Annotated in this window: 8 protein-coding genes; 4 read left to right on the top strand and 4 right to left on the bottom strand. The window is 70.8% G+C overall.

The annotated features are described in order from the left end of the window. The first annotated feature begins 1 nt into the window (after position 1). Together ACZK5N_RS01855 and ACZK5N_RS01850 are read left to right on the top strand one after the other, a co-directional pair. Positions 2-2,020 carry a glycoside hydrolase family 31 protein gene (locus ACZK5N_RS01855; protein ID WP_463624584.1) on the top strand — a complete coding sequence of 673 codons (2,019 nt, stop codon included), beginning with the start codon at positions 2-4 and terminating at the stop codon, positions 2,018-2,020. Between the two features lie 57 nt (positions 2,021-2,077). Continuing rightward, positions 2,078-3,886 (top strand): ABC transporter ATP-binding protein, encoded by a 1,809-nt coding sequence (locus ACZK5N_RS01850; RefSeq protein ID WP_463624583.1) that lies wholly within the window; start codon positions 2,078-2,080, stop codon positions 3,884-3,886. Here the strand turns inward: ACZK5N_RS01850 and ACZK5N_RS01845 are convergent. Then, positions 3,876-4,583 (bottom strand): Crp/Fnr family transcriptional regulator, encoded by a 708-nt coding sequence (locus tag ACZK5N_RS01845; RefSeq protein WP_463624582.1) that lies wholly within the window; start codon positions 4,581-4,583, stop codon positions 3,876-3,878. The two genes, ACZK5N_RS01850 and ACZK5N_RS01845, sit on opposite strands and share 11 nt — an antisense overlap. 121 nt (positions 4,584-4,704) lie before the next feature. Between ACZK5N_RS01845 and ACZK5N_RS01840 the strand changes: the two genes are divergently transcribed. Next, entirely contained in the window at positions 4,705-4,938 is a 234-nt protein-coding gene (locus tag ACZK5N_RS01840; protein WP_463624581.1) for a heavy-metal-associated domain-containing protein, read from the top strand. Positions 4,939-4,947: 9 nt separating this feature from the next. Continuing rightward, positions 4,948-6,789, top strand: coding sequence for a heavy metal translocating P-type ATPase (locus ACZK5N_RS01835; RefSeq protein WP_463624580.1), 1,842 nt, complete (start codon positions 4,948-4,950; stop codon positions 6,787-6,789). A 12-nt stretch (positions 6,790-6,801) separates the two neighbouring features. Here ACZK5N_RS01835 and ACZK5N_RS01830 read toward each other — a convergent pair whose 3' ends face one another. From ACZK5N_RS01830 to ACZK5N_RS01820, 3 genes are all read right to left on the bottom strand, one after another. Then, complete coding sequence (locus ACZK5N_RS01830; protein ID WP_459018169.1) at positions 6,802-7,080, bottom strand: hypothetical protein; 279 nt, start codon at positions 7,078-7,080, stop codon at positions 6,802-6,804. A gap of 193 nt (positions 7,081-7,273) precedes the next feature. Then, the gene (locus ACZK5N_RS01825) at positions 7,274-12,799 is read right to left on the bottom strand and encodes an ATP-binding protein (RefSeq protein WP_459018168.1); all 5,526 of its coding nucleotides are present in this window, start codon (positions 12,797-12,799) and stop codon (positions 7,274-7,276) included. Between the two features lie 457 nt (positions 12,800-13,256). Next, complete coding sequence (locus tag ACZK5N_RS01820; RefSeq protein ID WP_459018167.1) at positions 13,257-14,957, bottom strand: fumarate hydratase; 1,701 nt, start codon at positions 14,955-14,957, stop codon at positions 13,257-13,259. Positions 14,958-15,029 lie beyond the last annotated feature (72 nt).

Below are 15,029 nucleotides of genomic sequence, written 5' to 3'. Positions count from 1 at the left end.
GGTGCTCGAGGTCCGCGACTGCGGGTTCCGGTGGCTCGGCGGTGGCGAGTCCCTGACGGTCGAGGCGTGGGGTGAGGGCTCGGTGCGCGTGCGGTCGGCCATCGGAGAGGTGGGCGACGCCGACTGGGCGTTGCTCCCCGGTCCCGCGGCTTCGGCCGAGGTCGTCGTAGACGGCGACACCGCGACTCTGACCACCGGCGGGCTCACCGTGGTGGCGCACCAACACTCCGGGCTGGACTGGCAGTACGGCCAGACCCGGTTCGACTGCCGTCTCGAGTTCCGCGACAGGGACGGCCGGCTGCTGTTCCGCGAGGTGACCTCAGGTGGAGCGCTCAAGCGCGACGCCCGGCGCTACGAGCCATTGCCGGGCGGAGGCTACCGTGCGACGCTTGCGCTGGAGGCGCCGCCGGACGAGCGGCTCTGGGGAATGGGGCAGTACCAGGACGGCGTCGGCGACCTGAAGGGATCCACCCTCGAACTCGCCCACCGCAACTCCCAGGCGAGCGTCCCCTTCGTCCTGTCCAGCGCCGGCTACGGATTCCTCTGGCACTGCCCTGCCATCGGCCGGGCCACCTTCGCGGCCAACCGGACCGAGTGGGTGGCCGAGTCCGCCACCCAGCTGGACTACTGGGTGGTGGCGGCCGACACTCCGGCCGAGATCCACCGTCGCTACGCCGACGCCACCGGGCACGCGCCGATGATGCCCGAGTTCGGGCTGGGGTTCTGGCAGTGCAAGTTGCGCTATGCCAGCCAGGACGAGCTGCTCGAGGTGGCGCGGGAACACAAGCGTCGCGAGCTGCCGCTGGACGTGATCGTGGCCGACTTCTTCCACTGGCCGCACATGGGCGACTACCGCTTCGACGACGAGTTCTGGCCAGACGTCGAGGCCATGACGGCCGAGCTGGCCGGCCTCGGCGTCGAGCTGATGGTGTCGGTGTGGCCGCAGGTGTCGCTGGAGTCCGAGAACTTCGACGAGTTGGCCGAACGCGGTTACCTCGCCCGCACCAACGCCGGCATCGACGTCCAGATGTGGTTCCAGGGGCCCAGCCGGTTCGTCGACGCCACCAACCCGGGGGCCAGGCAATGGCTGTGGGACACCTGCCGGCGCAACTACGCCGACCGCGGGGTGCGGCTGTTCTGGCTCGACGAGGCGGAGCCGGAGTGGGGCGCCTACGAGGCGTCTGCCTACCGGTTCCATGCCGGCCAGGCGCTCGCGGTCGGCAACCTCTATCCGGCTGCGTTCTCGCGGGCGTTCGCGGAAGGCCAGGCCGCAGACGGCGTCGACGGGGTGGTCAACCTCGTCCGGTGCGCCTGGGCCGGCTCCCAACGCCACGGGGCCCTGGTGTGGTCCGGTGACATCGCGTCCACCTGGGCATCGCTGCGCGCCCAGATCACTGCAGGCATCCACATCGGGGTGGCCGGCATCCCGTGGTTCACCACCGACATCGGCGGCTTCTACGGCGGCCACGTCGACGACCCGGCGTTCCACGAGCTGCTCGTGCGCTGGTTCCAGTTCGGCACCTTCCTGCCGGTGATGCGGCTGCACGGGGACCGGGCGCCGGGTGTCGCGGTGGTCGGGGCCGACGGTTCGGCGCGCCTCCCGTCGGGCGCTCCGAACGAGGTGTGGAGCTACGGCGAGGAGGTCTACGGTGTCCTGCGCGAGCACCTGTTCCTCCGCGAGGCGTTGCGTGACTACACCCGCGCCGCGATGGCCGAGGCGCACCGCGACGGCCAACCCGTGATGCGGGGGGTGTTCCACGGCTTCCCCGACGACGACGTCGCCTGGACGCTCACCGACCAGTTCCTCTTCGGGCCGGACCTGCTGGTTTCTCCGGTGGTGGAGCAGGGGGCGAGGTCGCGGCGCGTCTACCTTCCTGCCGGAGCGACCTGGACCTCCCTGGCCACCGGGGAGCGCCTCGACGGCGGGGCCTGGGTGGACGTCGAGGCTCCGCTACGCGCCATCCCGGTGTTCGCCCGGAACGGCTCCTGCGCCCACCTCGTGGGCCGACGGTGGGGCTGAGCGGCCGCTTCGGCGCCCAGAGTCGACGCGGGTAGAGTGCCCCCGAAGGAGTCATCCGTGCGCAGCATCGTCACCATCATGGCCACAGCCAAAGAGCTGTGGCCCCTCTACCTCACCGTCACCCTCGGCGCGATCGCCACCTCCGCCACCGCGCTGCTGACGCCGTTCGTCATCGCGCGGGCCACCGACACGGTGGTCGACATCGCGGAGGGTCGCGGCGGGACCGTCGCGGACCTCATGTGGCTGGCGGTGGTGCTGCTGATCATCGCGCTGGCCAACTCGGCGATCACCAACGTCTCGGGCTACTTCGGCGACCTGATGTCCGTGCGGCTGCGCGCCATCCTCTCGGCCAACTACTACCGCAAGCTCCTGCGCCTCCCGCAGCGCTACTACGACAACGAGCTCACCGGCACCATCATCTCCCGGCTCAACCGCTCCATCACGTCGATCACAGACTTCCTCCAGACCTTCAGCAACGGCTTCTTCCCGACGGTGGTGACGCTGCTCGCGGTGCTCGTCATCACGGCGTTCTACTCGCCGTGGCTGACGATCCTGCTCATCCTCATCTACCCGACCTTCGTGTGGCTGACGGCCAGGACGTCGACGAAGTGGCAGGTGTGGGAGAAGCAGAAGAACGACCACTACGACATCTCCGGCGGCCGCTTCTCCGAGGTGATCGGGCAGATGCGGGTGGTGAAGAGCTTCGTCACCGAGAAGAGCGAGCTGGAGTCGTTCAAAGGCCACTACCGCGACGCCATCGGATTGTCGCGGCAGCAGTCCCGGTTCTGGCACACCATGGACCTCTGGCGCCGCGGGGCGCTGGACGTGGTGTTCTTCGGGATCTACGCCATCATCTTCTACCAGACGGCGAGCGGGCAGTACACCGTCGGCACCATGGTCCTCCTCATCCAGCTCACCACGATGGCGCGCATGCCCGTCACCTCCATGAGCTACTGGGTGGACATGACGCAGCGCGCCGTCGCCGGAAGCCGCGAGTACTTCAAGGTGATGGACGAGACGGACGAGCCCAACAATGCGCTGGAGGCCGCGCCGTCGGCCGTGGTGCAGTGGGTGGAGTCCGATCCGGTGATCGAGTTCGACCACGTGGACTTCGGTTACGGCGACGGTGACGGCACCGACGACCTCGTCCTCAGGGACATCGACCTCACGGTGAACCGCGGCGAGCGGATCGCGTTCGTGGGCGAGTCCGGCGGCGGCAAGACCACGCTGGTCAACCTCATCATGAAGCTCTACCCGGTGACCTCCGGGACGCTTCGCGTCCACGGCCAGTCCGTCGACGACGTGCCGACGGTGGCGCTCCGCCGCGAGGTGGGCGTGGTGTTCCAGGACGCCAGCCTGTTCTCCGGCACCATCCGCGAGAACATGGCCTACGGGCAGGACGGCGTCACCGACGAACAGTTGGCGGTCGCGGGGCGGCGCGCCAACGCGATGACGTTCATCTCGCACCTCCACAACGGCTTCGACACCGAGATCGGCGAGCGGGGAGTCAAGCTCTCCGGCGGGCAGAAGCAGCGGCTCTCCGTGGCGCGGGCCCTGCTCAAGGACGCGCCCATCCTCATCCTCGACGAGGCCACCAGCTCCCTGGACACCAAGTCCGAGCGCGCGGTGCAGGCCGGGTTGGAGGAGCTGATGGAGGGCCGGACCACGCTGATCATCGCCCACCGGCTCTCGACGATCTCGACGGTGGACCGGATCGTGACGCTGCGCGACGGTCGCATCGACGAGATCGGCACCCCCGCCGAGTTGGCCACCACCGACGGCATCTACGCCGAGCTGCTGGCACTGCAGGGCTCCACGCGGAAGGCGGACAAGGCCCGCCTGCTGCGCTACGACATCACCCAGTAGCGTCGGCGCGGCGCTCGAGCGCCTCAGCGTCGAGGACCCTGATCTCGCGGCGGCCCGCCAGCTCCACCACGCCGTCGTCGACGAGGTCGCGCAGCCGGCGGCTGAACGTCTCCGGGGTGGTACCCAGATAGCTCGCCACGTCCTTCTTCGCCATGGGCAGCTCGACGATCACCGCTCCGGGCTCGCGGCGGGACGGAAGGTCCAGCAGGTACGCCGCGACCCTCGCGCCCACGTCCCGCCCCCCGAAGGCGGCCAGCATCCGCTCGGCCGCGGCCAGCCGCTCGGCCTGGATCTGCAGCATCCGCACGGCGATGTCCGGGTAGCGGGCGACGAGGCGCGCGAGGTCGGCGTGGTCGAACGAGCACAGCTCGGCGTCGGTCTCGGCATAGGCGTAGTTGTCCGGGCGACGGCCCAGGATGAAGGAGGCCTCGCCGACGACGCTGCCCGGACCCAGCACCCGCACGACGCGCTCGTGGCCCGTGTCCAGAAGGTGCACCACCCGGACGCTCCCGCGGTGGATGACCAGGAGGCGTCTGGTCCGGTCGGTCGGGGCGAGCAGCTGCTCACCGGCGGCGGCCCTGATCGGCCTCGCGAATCCTGCCACCTCCTCCTGCTGGCCGGCGTCCAGCCCGCGAAACACCGGGACCAGCGCCACGCAGGTGTCGCCGGCGTGATGGACCTGCACGTGCTGAGTCATGTCCCCACCCTGCCCCACGGCTGCCCGCCGCGGCTTGATCCACGTCAAGGAGGCGTCGGCGGCACCCCCGTAGCGTCGAGCCATCGCCGCATCCAGCGGCACCGACCTCCAGGAGGAGACCATGTCCACCGCGACCATCACCCACACCACCCTCCGCGCAGAAGGCTTCAGCTGCCCGTCGTGCGTGGCCAAGATCGAGAAGGCGCTGAGCGCGCTGCCCGGGGTGACGACGGCGAAGGTCCACTTCGCCTCCTCCCGCATCGAGGTGGATCACGACCTCACCCGCACCAGCGTCGACGAGCTCGTGGCCGCCGTCGCCAAGGCCGGCTACACCGCCCGCCCGTCGGCGTTCTGAGGACCTGCCATGACACTCCTGTCCCCTCGCTGGCGAGTGCCGGCGCTCTCCGGATTCCTCATTTTGTCCTCGGGGCTGGCCGGCGCGCTCGAGTGGCCCGTGGCCGGCTGGCTCATGCTGACCGCCGCCCTCGTGGCCGGCGCACCGGTGGCCCGGTCCGCGGTGCGGGCGCTTCGGCTGCGGGTGATCGGGATCGACCTGCTGGTCGCCGTCGCCGCCGTGGGCGCCATCGCGATCGGCAACTACTGGGAGGCCGCCGCGGTCACGTTCCTCTTCGCCGTCGGCCACGCGCTGGAGGACGCGACGCTGGCCAAGACCCGCTCCGCACTGGCCGAGCTGGTGGCGCTGGCGCCCGACACCGCCACCGTCGTCCGCGACGGTGCCCAGGTGGAGGTGCCGGCCGGTGAGGTGAGGGTCGGCGAGACCGTGGTGGTCAAGCACGGCGGGCGGGTCCCCGTCGACGGAGTGGTGACCTCCGGGCGGGCGGCGGTCGACGAGGCCGCGATCACCGGCGAGTCCATCCCAGCCGAGAAGTCCGCAGGGGACTCCCTGTTCGCCGGCACGATTGTCGCGGACGGATTCGTCACCCTCGATGCCACCGGCGTCGGCGCCGACACCACCCTCGCGCGCATCGTCCACCGGGTGGAGGAGGCGCAGGACGCCAAGGCCCGCACCCAGCAGTTCATGGAGCGCTTCTCCCGCTGGTACACCCCGGGGATCATCGCCCTGGCCGTCGTGGTGGGGCTGCTCACCCGCGACCTCGAACTGGCCCTCACCCTCCTGGTCATCGGCTGCCCCGGCGCACTGGTCATCTCCGTGCCGGTGGCGCTGGTGGCGGGCATCGGCCGCGCCGCCCGCGACGGCATCCTCATCAAGGGCGGCGAATTCCTCGAGACTGCAGCCCGAGTCGACACCGTCGCGCTGGACAAGACCGGCACGCTCACCGTCGGCCGGCCCGCGCTGACCGACGTGGTGGCCCGCGGCGACTGGACCGCCGACGAGGTGCTCGGCTTGGCCGCGCGCGCGGAGGCCGGCTCGGATCATCCGCTGGCCCTCCCCGTCGTCGAGGAGGCGCTGGCCCGCGGGCTGGACGTGCCCGCCATCCCCGACGGTGTGCGCACGGTGCCCGGACACGGCGTGGTCGCGACTGTCGGTGGGCGTGAGGTGGCCGTCGGCACCCTCGCGTTGGTCGCGCCGCAGGGCGACGCGTGGGCCGCCCAGGCGGCCGCGACGCTCGCCGACGCCGGCCACACTCCGCTCATGGTGGCCGTGGACGGCGACGTCGTGGGCGCGATCGGAGTGGCCGACGCCGTGCGACCCGAGGCCGCCGAGCTGGTGGCAGCCCTGCACCGGGTCGGTGTGACGCGCGTCCTCATGCTCACCGGCGACCAGGCGAGGGTCGCGGCGGCGGTCGCGGGGACGGTCGGGATCGCCGACGCCCGCTCCGGGCTGCTGCCCGAGCAGAAGCTCGACGTGGTGCGGTCCCTCCAGGCCGAGGGCCGCGTCGTCGCGATGGTCGGGGATGGTGTCAACGACGCCCCGGCGCTCGCCCTGGCCGACGTCGGGATCGCGATGGGGGCGGCGGGCTCGGCGGTCGCGGTGGAGACGGCCGACATCGCCCTGATGACCAGCCGGCTGGACCGGATCCCGCAGGCCATCGGTTTGGCGAAGCGCACCGTGATGGTCATGAGGCAGAACATCGTCATCGCGCTCCTGACGGTGGGGACGCTGCTGGCGGGTGTGTTGTTCGGTGGGGTGACGATGTCGATCGGGATGCTCGTCCACGAGGCGTCCGTGCTGATCGTGATCGTCAACGGCATGCGCCTGCTGCGCCCGGCGCGTGGGGAATGACCGCGCGATCGCTCACCCGGTGTAACGGTCGAGCATGCGGCGGACGTCCCCCACGGTGGAGCCTTCGCCGCCGGTCCAACGCGGCTCGTCGTCCGACAGTAGAGCGAGCATGCCGGTCAGCTCGTCGGTGGCCAGGTGGTGGAGGCGTTCGAGGTCCTTACGTGCCGACGGGCGGGTGGGAAGCGCGGCCTCGACGGCGGCTGCTCCCTCGTCGGTGGTCACGCCGTTGGCCAGGATCCCGGCCCAGAAGAGCCGGGTGCGGGTGAGCTGCCACAAGTCGTCGTCGGTCACGGCCCGAGCCTACTGTCAGCGATGTCCTGAGGCCGGGTGGGAACGTCGTTCACGGTGGTCGACGCGCGCTGCGCGCCGCTGTGGCGGCTCGGCGCGGCTCGACCCGAGGGGTCCGAGGAATCCGGCGGCAGGGTCGATTTCAGTGGGGGATCCTGGACGGTCTTTCATCCAGGATCCCCCACTGAAACGGGGGTCAGCCCCGGTGGGCCTCGATCACCCCAACGATCGCCGGACGGAGCTCGGACGGGGCGATCACCCGGTCCACCGAACCCACCTGAACGGCCCGATGGATGTTGTGCACGCCGTCGAACTCGGCCGCGATCTCCGAGATCTTCTCGGCGCGGACCGCGGCGCGGACGTCCGACAGCTGCACCTGCAGATCGGCGCGCTGCTCCGGTGCCGCCACGCGCAGACGGGCCTCCAGATCCGCGACCCTCGCGTCCGCGGCCGTCCGCTTCGCCACATCCCCGGCGAACACGACCGCCGCGGCGGGCGCGCCGCCGATCACCGAGGCGAACGAGCCCTCGATGGCCAGCACCGTCATGTTCTCGTTCAACCGCTTGGAGAACACGACGAACGCCCCGCCGTGATAGCGGGAGATGACGACGAACACGATGGGCCCGTCGAAATTGACAATGGCCCGGCCGATCTCGGCGCCGTACTCCAACTGCAGGTTGCGCATCGACTCCGGCGAACCGTCGAAGCCGGACAGGTTCGCCAGCACCACCAGCGGCCGGTTGCCCGACGCCGCGTTGATCGCGCGGGCCACCTTCTTCGACGACCGCGGGAACAGCGTGCCGCCCGTGAATGTGTCAGGGCCGTCGGTGGGAGGGAATCCTGCGCGCGGCACCGGCGTCGACTCGATGCCGACCACGCTCACCGAGTGCCCGCCGATCCGGGCGTCCACCACGACGGCGGTCTCCGCCTCTGCCATGCCCGCCCAGCGCTCGACTCGCGGGTGATCCTGGTCGCAGACCGCCGCGATGACGGTGCGGATGTCGAACGGCTTCTTCCGGTCCGGGTTGTGCTCACGGGAGAAGATCTGGCCGACGGTGGCGAAGTCGGTGCCGATGTTGTGCGGGTAGTCCGACACGTCGCGGTCGACGGCGTCGCCGGTCACCGCCCGACGGGGCCCGGTCTCGCCCGGGGCCACGTAGGTGTGGTCGTAGTGCGAGAGCAGGAGCGCCATCGCCGCGCCCAGGTCCTTGGCCCAGTACTGCGCCTGCCCGTTGGGGCCCATGACGCGGTCGTAGCCGCCGATCCCGAAGTTGTCCTCCGCCGAGACGCCGCCGGAGAAGTCCAGCGACTGCTTGCCGGTGAGCACCATCGCCGAGTCCGGCGTCATCACCAGGATGCCCTTGGTGTGCATGAGCATGGTGGCCTCGGCGTTCCAGTACGGCTGGGCGCCCACGTTGATGCCGGCCACCACGACGTTGATCTCGCCGCCGGCCTGCGTGAACTCGACGATGCGCCGCAGCGCGGCGCCCACCCAGTCCATGTTCTCCGTGCCCGACTCCATCGAGATCCTCGCCCCGGAGCTGAGCGTGAACCACTCCAAAGGGACGCTCGTCTCCTCGGCGAGGTCCAGGGCTGCCATGATCCGCGAGCACTCCGGCTCGGCGACGGCGCCCAGGCCCTTCGTCGGATCGCCCGACAGCACGATGCGCGTGACGCCCTCGGGGTGCAGCGCCGTGGGGGTGGTGACCCGGGCCACGATGATGCCCGCCTTGTTGCGCCCCGGAGCACGGTCCACCTCGACGAGGCGGCCCGAATCGTCGAGGTCGAGCTCGACGAGGGACCCGCCGGGACCCGCGAGGGACGCAGACAGCTCGTACGGGTAGACCAACCCGCGACGGCGGGCGCGCAGCACCTTGCCGGCGTAGTCGTCGAGCGGCTTGAGGGGCTCGGTCGGCGGGGAGCTGACCGTGGTGGTCACCCCGGCGCCCGGTTGGGCGTGGAAGCGGACTGCCAGCGGGATGGTGCGGTCGGGGCGGACGAAACGGCCCTGGCACAGGACCTCCTCGATGCCCGCGCCGTCGGACAGCGGCGTGATCCGGTCCTGCAGCGGCTTGATGTCCTCGATGTCGAGGTCGATCTCCGGCCACACATGCACCCACACGTGATTCATGTCCAGCTTCGAGCCGGCCTTACCCCGCGACGACCGGGTTCGCCGGATGGCCTCGAGACAGTTCGCCACGGCGCGCTCCGCGTGCGGCAGCCCGATCAGCCGGCCCTCCGCGTCGCGCACCACGGCCAGTTGGCGCACCTGCGCCATGGCCACCAGGCGGCGATCCTCCGGGTTGGTCTTGGCGACGCACTCGAACAGCAGCACGTCTACGGGGGCGGGCAGGCGCGTGGTGTCGAAGTCGCGCAGGCGCCAGAGGTCCAGCCGGCGGCCGGCCATCGGCGGAAGTCCGCGGATCTTCTCGTCCTCGACGATCGCGCCCTCCGTGAACCGGAACGTGCGGTACTCGACGGCGCCGTCGGCCGTGCACACGGCCACCGCGACCCGCTGCACCGCCGGGTCCCACGCCCAGGACCGCAGCCTGTCGAGGAGTTCCGCGCCGAGCGCATCGGCGTCGGGGCGCTCCGGCCACAGCACGTACAGCTCGACGACCGCGTCGTACCCGGCCGTCCGACCCGCGATCTGCGCGGCCACCACCTGCTCCAGGGGGCCACCGGAGGCCAGCTCGTCGGCTTGTCCGACGGTGAGGACGATGCGGCGCGGACGCCCGCTCAGCTCGTAGTGACCGAGCACCACCGAGCGCCCGTCCACCGTCAGGCGCTGGACATCGGTCAGGCCGTAGTCGGTGTAGTACTTGCGCAGCAGAACCTCCAGCATCGGTTCGTGCGCGGGAACGCCGCGACCCAGCCGTGCCGCCAGGAAGTTGGCCGTCCACTCGGGGATGGCCGCCAGCCGTGCAATACGTGCGTCGTAGTCAGCAGCATCCGGGGTCGCGGCCAGGGCCTCCACTTCGTCGCCGACGCCCGCGACGATGGCGGAGCGGTCAGCGTCCACCTGCGGCTGGTCGAACCACCGGAAGCGCACCGAGCGGGCCAGGTCCCCGACGGCGGGGAAACGCAGCTGTGTGGCCCGCACGAGCCGCTCCAACTGGGCGCGGGCCGCGACGGCGAGTTCGGCGTCGGGCGCCGGCTCGCTGATCCACCGGTCCAGGATGCCCAGGATCAGCGGTACGTCGGAGGCCACCCGCTTCTGTGCGAGGAAGATCCGGAAGACGGCGGCCTCGAGCGCCGGCGTGCGGTCGAGCGAGTCCACGCCGTAGTGGCGCAGCGCATCGGCGAGGCGGTCGACGAAGTGCCCGGGCAGCCCGGCCCGGTCCGCGTCGAGGGTGGTGAGGTAGCGGTGGAAGTGCTCGCGGTCCGAATGCACCCGCAGCTCGGTGTTGGCCTGTTCGCCCAGCGGGCGGTTGCGGCTGAGCTCGGCGAGGTCGGCCACCAGGGCGAGCAGCTCGGTCTCGGCCGCCACCACGTTCACACCCGCGTCGCGGGCCTCGTCGCGGGCCTCGAGATACCGGCGCAGCGTCGTGGCCGACGGGTCCACGTCGAAGCCCATCAGGGTCGCGGACAGGTCTGAGAGCAGGCGACCGGCCCGTGCGGCGGGATCCGCGACAGGCGGGCAAACCGGGATGTCGACGGGCGGCTTGTCCTCGGCCGCGACCGTGGCGCCGCCGTTGCCCAACGGCTCCAGGCGCACCAGCGGGGCCATGGACTCCACCTGCGAGCCCGTGATCACCATGAGCTCCTTCACGCGCCCGGCGAACGGGGCGTGCACGGCCGTCTCCATCTTCATGGACTCCAGCACCACGACGGCGGCGCCCGCCTCCACCTCGTCGCCCACCTTCACCGGTGTCGCCACCACGAGGGCCGGCGCGGGGGAGCGCAGCACGCCGCCCTCGTCACGCGAGACGCGGTGGGTGACGCCGTCGACCTCGATGAGGTGGATGGGGCCGTGGGTCGCGGTGACGATGCGGTGCCGCTCGCCCCCCACCGTCACGCGGCCGTGGACGTCGTCGAGGCGCTGCAACTCTGCCTCGGTGGCCTGCCCGTCCACGACGACGCGGTAGCGCCCGGGAGCGACGGCGAAGGCGGTGACGCTGTGGGTGGTGCCGCGGAGCTTGAGGTCCACCTGCGCCCCGGACTTGTGCTGCGTCTGCGGGCGGCCGCCGTGCGCGGTGGTGAGCAGGCGGTCAGTCTCGATGGCGGTGCTCTCCTCGTAGGCCTCGATCGCGGCCACCACCAGGGCCACGCCCGCGTGCTCGTCGGCGATGAGCCCGCCGTCGGCGCGGGTGCGGTCGATCCAGCCGGTGTCGGCCCACTGCACCGTCTCGGCGGTCGTACCGGCGGCGGCGCGGCGCGGCGCCTCCTGCCTGGCCGCCCGGCCCGTCACCTCGGGTTGCTTCAGCAGTTCCAGGACGAAGCTCTTGTTCGTGGCGCCGCCCTCGATGACGACGGTGGTCTCGGCCATGGCGCGACGCAGGCGGCCCAGCGCCTCGTCGCGGGTGCGGCCGTAGGCGATGATCTTGGCGATCATGGAGTCGAAGTCCGCGGGGATCGAATCCCCCTCGGCCACGCCGGTGTCGACGCGGATGCCGGGGCCGGCGGGCAGGTCGAGGCGGGTGATGAGGCCGGGAGCGGGGGCGAAGTCGCGGTCCGGGTCCTCGGCGTTGAGCCGGGCCTCGACGGCGTGTCCGAACTCGACCGGCCGCTCGGTCAGCGTGCCGCCGGCGGCCACGTGGATCTGGGCCTTGACCAGGTCGAACTCGTTGGTGACCTCGGTGATGGGATGCTCCACCTGCAGGCGCGTGTTGACCTCCAGGAACGCGAACATCCTGTCCCCGGGGTGGTAGAGGAACTCCACCGTGCCGGCGCCGCGGTAGCCGACGGCCAGCGCCAGCCGCTCCGCGGAGGCCTTCAGCTCCTCGTTCTGGTCGACGGTGAGCAGCGGGGAGGCGGACTCCTCGATGATCTTCTGGTTGCGGCGTTGGATGGTGCAGTCGCGCACGCCGATCGCCCACGCGGTTCCCTGGCCGTCGGCGATGACCTGCACCTCGACGTGGCGGGCGCCGGTGACGAGCTTCTCCAGGAACACGACGCCGGAGCCGAACGCGCGCTCGGCCTCGTCGCGGGTTCGCTGGTAGGCATCCGCCAGTTCCTCGCCGGTGGTGACCATGCGGATGCCGCGACCGCCGCCGCCCGCCGTCGCCTTGAGCATGAGCGGGTAGCCGATGCTCTCGGCCGCCGCGAGTGCCTCGTCGAGGGTGTCGACGCCGCCGCGCGACCACGGCGCCACCGGCACGCCCACCTCCTCCGCGATCAGCTTGGAGCCGATCTTGTCGCCCAGCTTGCGCATCGCGTCGCCGGAAGGGCCGATGAACGTGATGCCGAGGGATTCGACGAGGTCGGCGAACGCGGCGTCCTCCGCGACGAAGCCCCACCCCACCCACACGGCGTCGGCCCTGGCCTCGGTGAGGACGCGGGCTAGGAGCTGGTGGTTGAGGTAGGGGCGCTCCGATGCCGGACCCAGCGGGAGGGCCTCGTCGGCCTCGCGGGCGAACATGGCGGAGCGCTCGGCGTCCGTGTACAGCGCGATCGTGGTGATGGGGTCGCGGTCCGAGTGCTCGGCGTTGAGATCCCTTACCGCGTGGATGAGCCGCATGGCGGCTTCTCCGCGGTTGACGATGGCGATGCGTTGGAACACCGGTTCCTCCTCAAGGTCGACGAGCACCCGCGGGCGACGCACGCAGGGGCTGAGTGTCAATGTCGCACCATGGGGACCTGCTGCGCGACTCGACGCGACGGTGACCGCCGGATTGGGTGTGGGAGCGCGCGCGGCGCTCAACCGTGCGCAGAAATCCTTGTGGGAATCTCACAACAGGGAGCCGATGCCTCCGGCCTGTGGGCGTGAGCGCCATGATGGGCTGCTCTCACGGTGTCGGTCACCATCAGACCGCGCCCGCGGAGGGCCACCACCGGGATGGCAGAGACCACTCTCATCACAGTTGCGGTAATCGTTCCTCCAGGCTGGTGCTCGGCGCCCCGGCGGCCCCGAGACCGTGCCTGGAGGAACAATAACCGCGCGGACAGCCGTGGCCCGCGCGCGAGGGCGACCTCGCAGCCGGGATGGGTGGGTCGCGGCTGCTGAGGTCTTCAGCGGGTCAGAGTCCTTCGCGCTTGGGGATGGTGAGCGCGATGGGCTTGTTGACCTCGGCGAAGAAGTCGTTGCCCTTGTCGTCGACGATGATGAACGCCGGGAAGTCGACCACGTCGATCTTCCACACCGCCTCCATGCCGAGCTCCTCGTATTCGACCACCTCGACGTGCTTGATGCAGTCCTGCGCGAGGCGCGCGGCGGGGCCGCCGATGGAGCCCAGGTAGAAGCCGCCGTGGGTGTGGCAGGCGTCGGTCACGGCCTTGGACCGGTTGCCCTTGGCGAGCATCACCATGGAGCCGCCGGTGCCCTGGAACTGGTCCACGTAGGAGTCCATGCGCCCCGCCGTCGTGGGGCCGAAGGATCCGGACGCCATGCCCTCGGGCGTCTTGGCGGGGCCGGCGTAGTAGACGGGGTGGTCCTTGAGGTACTGGGGCATGGGCTCGCCGGCGTCGAGGCGCTCCTTGATCTTGGCGTGCGCGATGTCGCGGCCGACGATGAGGGGCCCGTTGAGCATGACGCGGGTCTTGACGGGGTGCTTGCGCAGCTCGTCGAGGATCTCGGGCATGGGGCGGTTGAGGTCGATGCGCACGGCCGCGCCCTGGCCGGTGCCGGTGATGCCGTCGGTCTGCGCGTCGAGCTCCTCGTCGACGTGCTCGGGCATGAAGCGGGCCGGGTCGAACTCCAGCTGCTCGATGAACACGCCCTCGGGGGTGATCTTGCCGAGGCACTGGCGGTCCGCGGAACAGCTGACCGCGATGGCCACGGGCAGCGACGCGCCGTGCCGCGGGAGGCGGATGACGCGGACGTCGTGGCAGAAGTACTTGCCGCCGAACTGCGCGCCGATGCCCAGCTTGCGGGTGAGCTCGAGGACCTCGTTCTCCAGCTCGATGTCGCGGAAGCCGTTGGCCGCCATCGACCCCTCCGTCGGGAGCGTGTCGAGGTACTTTGCGGAGGCGTACTTGGCCGTCTTCATGGCGAACTCGGCCGAGGTGCCGCCCACCACGATGGCCAGGTGGTACGGCGGGCAGGCCGCGGTGCCGAGGGAGCGCAGCTTCTCCTCGAGGAACTTCATCATCGACGCGGGGTTGAGCACCGCCTTCGTCTCCTGGTACAGGTAGCTCTTGTTCGCCGAGCCGCCGCCCTTGGCCATGAACAGGAACTTGTAGGAGTTCTCGTGACCCTCGGCGGTATCGGCGTACAGCTCGATCTGCGCGGGCAGGTTGGAGCCGGTGTTCTTCTCGTCCCACATCGTCAGCGGCGCGTTCTGCGAGTAGCGCAGGTTCAGCCTGGTGTAGGCGTTGAACACGCCCTCCGACAGGGGCCGCTCGTCGGTGCCCTCGCTGAGGACCTGCTGGCCGCGCTTGCCCATGATGATCGCGGTGCCGGTGTCCTGGCACATGGGCAGGATGCCGCCGGCGGCGATGTTCGCGTTCTTCATGAGATCCAGCGCGACGAACTTGTCGTTGGGGCTGGCCTCCTGGTCGTCGAGGATGGTGCGCAGCTGCTGGAGGTGCGCGGGGCGCAGGTAGTGGGCGATGTCGTGCATCGCGGTCTCGGCCAGCAGGGTCAGCGCCTCGGGAGCCACCTTGAGGAACCGGCGACCTTCGGGGCCCTCCACGACCTCGACGCCCTCCGTGGTCAGCAGGCGGTAGGGCGTCTCGTCGTGCCCGATCGGCAGCATGTCAACGTAGCGAAACTCCGGCATTGGACCTCCTAGAGAGCGGGTCCGACCAGTTTCTCAGACCGGTGTGGCGCGCCGGGGGTGGGGGTGGGCGTT

Source organism: Tessaracoccus pujii (genome assembly GCF_055326215.1).
The sequence above is the reverse complement of the archived record's forward strand: the minus strand, read 5'-3'. Positions and strand labels throughout refer to the sequence as shown.